We start from the raw sequence: 7,071 nt of genomic DNA on the forward strand, positions 1-7,071 counted from the left end.
CCCCACCTCCGCCGGCGCGCCGCCGTCGCATCTTCGCTCCACTCCGGCGTTTCCACCGATGCGCCATCCGACAGCTCACCAGGACGAACGTCACGGCATCAGTTGCCACGGCCGCGACCTGGACGGAAGTGTGCTCCCGCTGGCGCGTAAGTAGCGGTCACGTCTTCACTTGCGCCTCGACGAGACGCTTGACAGGCCCGCCGCGCAGCCTCACACTTCGGCCTCCACCGTCCATATCGCACGGGAGGTAACGTGGCGACGCTGGCGCACCCGGCAGAAGGCGAGTTCGGCAACCGAGGCGGCAGCGCGGTGTCGATGCGGCGCGTCCTGGAGCGCGCCGTGGATGCCGCGCCGAGCCACGTCCGCCCGCCGCACGGCCGCCTGCGCCGCCTGTTCGCGCGCGATCGCTCCGCCCGCGCGCTGATCGAGCGCTACCGCCTCTGGCCTGCCATCGAGCATGCCTATCAGCGCATCACGCGCGAATACGGCCCCATGCGCGTCGAGATCAGCGCCGAGGACGGCTGGGGCGAGCCGTACGTCCGGGTGCTTTTCGTTGGATGGGACGTTCCAGATAGCGACGACGTGTTCGACTTCGAATCTGAAGTAAATCGAGAAATTGGGCACCGCGTCGGCAAGCCGGGCCAGCATCGCCTCAGTGTATTCATCCACCCGGATTACAGCCACGGTGACGAGAGATGAGCTTCGATCCGGAAGAGTGGCTGGCCGTGGCGGAAGTCTGCTGCGGCAAAATCCCTTCGGTAAACCGCGAAGCCCTTTTAAGGACCGCGCTCAACCGAGCGTATTACGCTGCACTTCTCACGCTGAAACTGCGGATCGAGTCAGCGCAAGGAGAGGGTGCCGTGCCGAACTGGCAAACGCACGACGCGATCAAACAAGCAGTCAGGATGGGTGGGCTGACCTTCAATGAGATCGCTCGAAGACTGAACGAGCTACGCCTCCTGCGCGAGCAGGCCGACTATGTTCTCAACAGCGCCGAGTTACAGTGGGACCGGGTCCACAGGGCTGTTCGTACGGCGCGCACGCTGATCCGCAACCAGATCAAGGCCCTGCCGGAAGCCGAGTTTCGCCGGCTACGCGTGCCGCGCACCTGATCCCCATCCTCCGCCTACCCGCGCAGGACGCATCGTGGCGACTTGGCGCACCCGGTAGAAGGCGAGTTCGGCAACGCCGACCGTCAGGCGGAGCGCAATCACGATCCCCCAAGCGAAAACCCCCGGAGACTCGCGCCTCCGGGGGCTTCCGCCACCCATCTCCCTCTCTCCCGAAGCGGCCCCCACCCAGAACCGCCCGGTTCCCACTCTCCCCCATGAACCTCGCCCATTAACTCTCACCCCACCCGTTTCCCTCCCAATGCACATCCCGTTCCACCGCATCGGGTTGCGCGCGCCGCTCCCCCTCTCCCTAGAGGCGCGGCCGATCTCCGTGCGGAGGGGGCGAGCGGCGCAAAAAGCGGCCTGTCGCATGTTTGCTTGACACCGTCTTCGCGCAGGAACAGCATTCGACGCTCGCGCTTCCGCCAGCAAATTGGTGTCTAAGGCGCGACCGTCCGCCGCGTGCGCTCGTGGGCCATCACTGCAGGATCGTCCTTTCCGCATCACCGAAGGGAGACGTCATGCGAACAAGAATGCTCACCGGGCTGTCGGCGGCGGTGCTCACCCTGGCCGGCGGAACGTACCTGACGGTGGTCCCCGCGAACGCGGCCGCGTCGTCGCTGGACTGCATGTCGCAGGCGATCGAGATCTACAACTTCGTGCAGAGCAACATCTGCAAGAGCGAGACGTCGTGCGAGTTCCAGTGCACGTCGAACAACCAGTCCGTCGAGTCGTTCAGCTGCAGCTGCGGCTGACCGGCGCGCGATAGCCGATCCTTCCCCGCCGGCCCACGCGGGGAGGGCGGCAAAGATCCGCAGACGGTTCCGCGGAGCACGCCCGGCTCATTCCAGCCCACGGAGGCCCCCGCATGTGGCCACGGATCGTCCTTGCCGCCGCCCTCGCCGCCGCGCTCGGGCCCGGCCTGTCCGCGCAGCGCGCGGCCGCGGCCGGCTGCACCGACCCGCACGAGATCGCGGCGGCCCGGCTGAACGCCTCCCGCATCACCCTGGGGACGCCGTCGGCGGGGTACCACGGGATCCGCTATGGCGCGCGGATCAGCATCGGCCCCAACGGCGCCATCGGCTGGGCGACGAATCCCGTGGTCGAGGCGGTGTACTGCGGGTCGCCCGCGGACAGCGCCGGCGTCCACCAGGGCGACGTGCTGCTGACGGTGAACGGCCACGACGCGCGCGAGGCGGGGATCCTGGCCGCCACGCGCCCGGGGATGACGTTCCGGCTCCGCGTCCGCCGCGACGCCCGCGAGCTCGAGTTCACCGTGGTGAGCATCCCGCGCCCGCCCGAGGCCCGCTGAGCGGCCGGCGGGGGCGCATCTCCGCAGCTGATTCCCGTCACCGGAGTTTCCTGTCATGCCCGGCCCGAGCCAGGAGCGGTGGCTGAACCTGGCGGTGGCGGTGCTCGTCGTATGCGCCGTGGTGACCACCGGCCTGGTGGCGCGCCGCGAGCTCCGCCCTACCCCGTCCGGCGCGAACGCCGCGGCGCCCCGCAGCATCCGCGAATGGCGCGACTACGCGGCGCACGGCCACCGCCGCGGCGCCGCCGGCGCGCCGGTGACGATCGTGATGTTCTCGGACTTCCAGTGTCCCTTCTGCCGGGCCACGGCGGGGGCGCTGGACTCGCTCCGCGGGCGCTACGGCAGCCAGCTGGCCGTGGTGTACCGGCACTATCCACTTCCCAATCACCCCTTCGCGCTCGCGGCGGCGCGGGCCAGCGAGTGCGCCGCCGCGCAGGGCGGATTCTGGCCCTTCCACGACGCGCTGTTCGCCCGGCAGGATTCCATCGGCGTGGCGGCGTGGTCGCGCTACGCCGCCGCGGCGCGCCTTCCCGACACCGCCGCGTTCGCGCGCTGCGTGGAGACGCCCGCCCGCCGCGCAGACTTCGCGGCCGACATCGGCGCCGGCGAGCGGCTGGGGATCCGCGGCACGCCCATGCTGCTGGTGAACGGCCGCCTCTTCCAGGGCGCCCTCCCCCTTCCCGCGCTGACCCGCGAGGTGGAGGACGCGCTGCGGCATAGCCGACGGCGTCCCCGCCGCCGTGCGGCGCGCCGACGGCTTGGACGATCGCGTCCGGCAACAGGAGTGGGGACGTGAGATACTCGCCGCTCCGCCGCGCGCTGCTCCCGCTCGCCGCGCTGGGCGCCGCCGCGTGCGCCACCGCCGACGGGCCCGGCGCGCGCATCGCGGTGCGCGACAGCGCGGGGGTGGAGATCGTGGAGAACGCGGGCGGCGGGCTGTGGAAGGCGGGCGAGGGCCTCCGCCTTTCCGCGCGCCCGGTGCTGGAGATCGGCGGGATCGAGGGAGAAGAGGGGAGCGACCTGTACCTGGTGCGCGGAGCGGTGCGCCTGGGCGACGGCCGGATCGTGGTGGCCGACGGCGCCAGCGCGCAGCTGCGGTTCTATTCCGCCGGCGGCCGCCACCTGGCCGCCGCCGGGCGCTCGGGCGACGGGCCGGGGGAGTTCAGGGACCTGGCCGCGGTGGGGCGGGCGGAGGGCGACACGGTGCTGGCGTACGACCCGCGCGCCGGGCGGATCTCCGTCTTCACCCCCGCGGGCGCGTACGTCCGCTCCGCCGCGGTGGGCGAGCCGGGGCTGCTCGCCGCCGAGGCGCCGGTGGGGTGGCTGGCGTCGCACGTCTTCGTCACCCAGAAGTCCCGGGTGGACGAGGGCGTGGGGCCGCCCGCCGACAGCGGCGGCCGCATCCACTACCGCGCCCGGGCGTCACTGCAGTTCCACGGCCCCGACGGGCGGCTGCTGCGCACCGTCGCCGGGCTGGCGGGGAACGAGGGCGTTACCTTCATGAGCGCCGCGGGCGCCGGGCGGTTCCGGCTGAGCACGGTGCCGGTGCCGTTCCTCAAGACGCTGCAGACCTCCGCGGGGCGCCGCAGCGTGGCCGTGGGAAGCACCGACGCCTACGAGATCCGGCTGTACGGCGACGGCGGCCAGCTGCGGCGCATCGTCCGCGGGCCGGCGCAGGACCGCGCGGTGACGCGCGCCCACGTGGATGCCTGGCTGCGCGAGTCGCTCGCGGACGTGCGCGACCCGGCCGTGCGGCGCGAGCGCCGCCGCCAGTACGAGGCGCTGCCGCTCCCCGCCGAGCTCCCCGCGTTCGCCGGGCTGCTGCTGGACGGCGCCGACCGCCTGTGGGTGCGCGAGTACGATCCGCCGGGACGCGCCACCGCGGCCGAGCGGTGGAGCGTGTTCGATCCGCGCGGCCGGCGCCTGGGAGAGGTGGAGATGCCGGTGCGCTTCGTCCCCTGCCAGATCGGCGCGGACTTCGTGCTGGGCATCCGCAAGGACACCCTCGACGTCGAGCGGGTGGAGATGTACCGCCTCACCCACTGAAGGTGCACTTCCTGGGATCGATGGTCTCACGCGGAGCCGCGGAGAACTCAACGCCGGGATTAGGTTCTCCGCGTCTCCGCGTCTCCGCGTGAGGCAACTCGTCTCGGGATGCGCGGTAGTCCGATCCAACGATATGACATGAAGATCAGCGAGCCCCCGCCGGCATCTGCCAGCGGGGGCTCGCTCATCTGACCTATCTCCAGCGGCGAGGCCCGGACCGGACCGGCTCGCTTCCGGCGTGTGCGCGGGGTCCTGCGCCGAACCGTCTCCGAGCCGTCTGCCAGACCGTCACCGAACCGTCACCCCTCGCGCCCGCCGTGCATCCGGACCTCGCCCTCCATCCCGCGGCTGCCGCCGATGGGCGGCAGCGGCAGCTCGGGGAAGCGGAGCTTCCCCTCGCTGAAGCTGGCCCCGCGGAGCGCCACCGACAGCGCCTCGTCGATGCTCTCCACCGGGTGGACGGACATCTGCTCCATCACCTCGCGCGGCAGGTCCTCCAGGTCGGCCTCGTTCTCCTTTGGCAGGATAATGGTGCGGATGCCCGCGCGCCATGCTCCCAGCAGCTTCTCCTTCACCCCGCCGATGGGAAGCACCCGCCCGGTCAGCGTCACCTCGCCCGTCATGGCCACGTCGGCGCGGACGGGGGTGCCGGAGAGGACGGAGACCAGCGCCGAGGTCAGCGCCACGCCCGCGCTGGGCCCGTCCTTGGGGATGGCGCCCGCGGGAACGTGGATGTGGATCTCCGAGCCCCACGCCTTGCGCGGGTCGATCCCGTAGCGCACCGCGTTGGCGCGGGCGTAGGTCAGCGCCGCGCGGGCGCTCTCCTTCATCACGTCGCCCAACTGGCCGGTGAGCACCAGGTTGCCGAAGCCGGCGTGCTGGGTCTCGCCCTCGGCGGCGGCGGCCGACGCGCTCTGCATGGTCCGCTGCTGCGCGCTGACCTCGATGAACATGATGTCGCCGCCGGTGGGGGTGTAGTACATCCCCGTGGCCACGCCCACCTGGTCCTCGCGCCCGGCGCGCTCGGGGTGCACCCGGGTGCGCCCCAGGAACTCCTTCACCTCCGCCGTGTCGACCTTCACCGCCTGCGCCGAGCCAGCGGCGATGCGGCGCGCCGCCTTGCGGGCCAGCTTGCCCACCTCGCGCTCGAGCTGGCGGACGCCGGCCTCGCGGGTGTACTCGCTGATCACCGTCTCCAGCGCCCCGTCGGTCACCTCCAGCTCGTTCTCCTCCAGCCCGCTCTCGGCCAGCTGGCGGGGAAGGAGATAGCGCAGCGCGATCTGCTTCTTCTCCATCTCGGTGTAGCCGCGGAACTCCACCGCCTCCATGCGGTCGTACAGCGGCGCCGGGATGTTCTGGGCGTAGTTGGCCGTGGCGATGAACAGCACCTCGCTGAGGTCGAACGGCACGCCCAGGTAGTGGTCGGTGAACTCGTGGTTCTGCGCCGGGTCCAGCACCTCCAGCAGCGCGCTCGACGGGTCGCCCTGGTAGCTCACGCCCAGCTTGTCGACCTCGTCCAGCAGGATCACCGGGTTGCGGCTCTTGGCCTGCTTCAGCGCCTGCACGATGCGCCCCGGCATCGCCCCCACGTACGTCCGCCGGTGCCCGCGGATGTCGGCCTCGTCGCGTACGCCGCCCAGCGCGATGCGCACGTACTTGCGCCCCAGCGCGCGGGCGATCGACTTGGCGATCGACGTCTTCCCCACCCCCGGAGGCCCGGCGAAGAGGAGGATCGGGCCCTTCGCGGTCGCCCGCGCCTTGGCCTCGCGCACCTGCCGGTCGATCTCGCTCTCCTCCGGCTCGGCGTCACCCCCCGCCTGCTCGCCCTCGGCGGCCGGCGGGGTCACCGGCTCGCCGCGGAAGGCGGCGGCCAGCGGGTCCTCGCGGATCTCCACCTGCGGCTGCTCGCCGGACGCCTCGTCGACCGCGGCCAGGGCGGCGGCCTCGTGCGCGGCCTCCTCCTTGACCTCGGCCTCGGCGCGGCGCGCGGCCAGCTGGCGCACGGCCAGGAACTCGAGCACGCGGTCCTTCACGTCCTCCAGCCCGTAGTGGTCCTCGTTGAGGATCTCCTCGCCGCGGTTCAGGTCCAGCTGGTCCTCGGTGCGCAGGATCCAGGGGAGGTCCGTCACCCACTCCAGGTAGGTGCGGATCACCTGGTACTCGGCGCTCTGCGGGTTGGTGCGCTCCAGGCGCCCCAGCTCGCGCATGGCCTCCTCGTGGGCGGCCTCGGGAAGGCGCAGCGCCTCGATCTTCTCGCGCAGCTCCTCGACCTCGCGCCCCTCGTCCTCCTCGCCCAGCTCGCGCTGGATGGCCTTCATCTGCTCGCGCAGCAGCATCTCGCGCTGGCGCTCGCCCAGCTCCTCCTGCACCTGCTGCTGGATCTCCTCCTGCGCCTCGATCAGCGCCAGGTGGCGCTGCACGATCAGCAGCAGCGAGCGCAGGCGCTCCTCCACCGAGAGCACCTCGAGCAGCTTCTGCTTGGCCTCGGTGTTCATCTCCACGTAGAACGCCACCAGGTCGGCGAACTGGCCGGGCTCCTGGATGCCGTCCATGAACTGCTGCAGCATCTCGGGCGGGATGCCGCGGCGCTTGCCCAGCTCG

General features: G+C 71.7%; 7 protein-coding genes. 6 read left to right on the forward strand and 1 reads right to left on the reverse strand.

The features are described from left to right. Positions 1-252: 252 nt before the first annotated feature. The 6 genes from VF092_24125 (at position 253) to VF092_24150 (ending at position 4,470) form a co-directional block, all read left to right on the forward strand. Complete coding sequence (locus VF092_24125) at positions 253-699, forward strand: hypothetical protein (GenBank protein ID HEX6750403.1); 447 nt, start codon at positions 253-255, stop codon at positions 697-699. Further along, positions 696-1,112 carry a hypothetical protein gene (locus VF092_24130; protein HEX6750404.1) on the forward strand — a complete coding sequence of 139 codons (417 nt, stop codon included), beginning with the start codon at positions 696-698 and terminating at the stop codon, positions 1,110-1,112. Before VF092_24125 ends, VF092_24130 begins: the two co-directional genes overlap by 4 nt. Positions 1,113-1,633: 521 nt before the next feature. Continuing rightward, positions 1,634-1,867 carry a hypothetical protein gene (locus VF092_24135; GenBank protein ID HEX6750405.1) on the forward strand — a complete coding sequence of 78 codons (234 nt, stop codon included), beginning with the start codon at positions 1,634-1,636 and terminating at the stop codon, positions 1,865-1,867. 113 nt (positions 1,868-1,980) lie between these two features. Beyond that, positions 1,981-2,424 carry a PDZ domain-containing protein gene (locus tag VF092_24140; protein ID HEX6750406.1) on the forward strand — a complete coding sequence of 148 codons (444 nt, stop codon included), beginning with the start codon at positions 1,981-1,983 and terminating at the stop codon, positions 2,422-2,424. Between the two features lie 55 nt (positions 2,425-2,479). Beyond that, positions 2,480-3,220 (forward strand): DsbA family protein, encoded by a 741-nt coding sequence (locus VF092_24145; GenBank protein ID HEX6750407.1) that lies wholly within the window; start codon positions 2,480-2,482, stop codon positions 3,218-3,220. After that, entirely contained in the window at positions 3,217-4,470 is a 1,254-nt protein-coding gene (locus VF092_24150; protein ID HEX6750408.1) for a hypothetical protein, read from the forward strand. Before VF092_24145 ends, VF092_24150 begins: the two co-directional genes overlap by 4 nt. 299 nt (positions 4,471-4,769) lie before the next feature. Here the strand turns inward: VF092_24150 and lon are convergent. Then, positions 4,770-7,071: endopeptidase La (lon, locus tag VF092_24155; GenBank protein ID HEX6750409.1), on the reverse strand; the 2,302-nt coding region annotated here is incomplete at its 5' end.

It is taken from the genome of Longimicrobium sp. (assembly GCA_036377595.1).
In the GTDB taxonomy this organism is placed as follows: Bacteria; Gemmatimonadota; Gemmatimonadetes; order Longimicrobiales; family Longimicrobiaceae; genus Longimicrobium.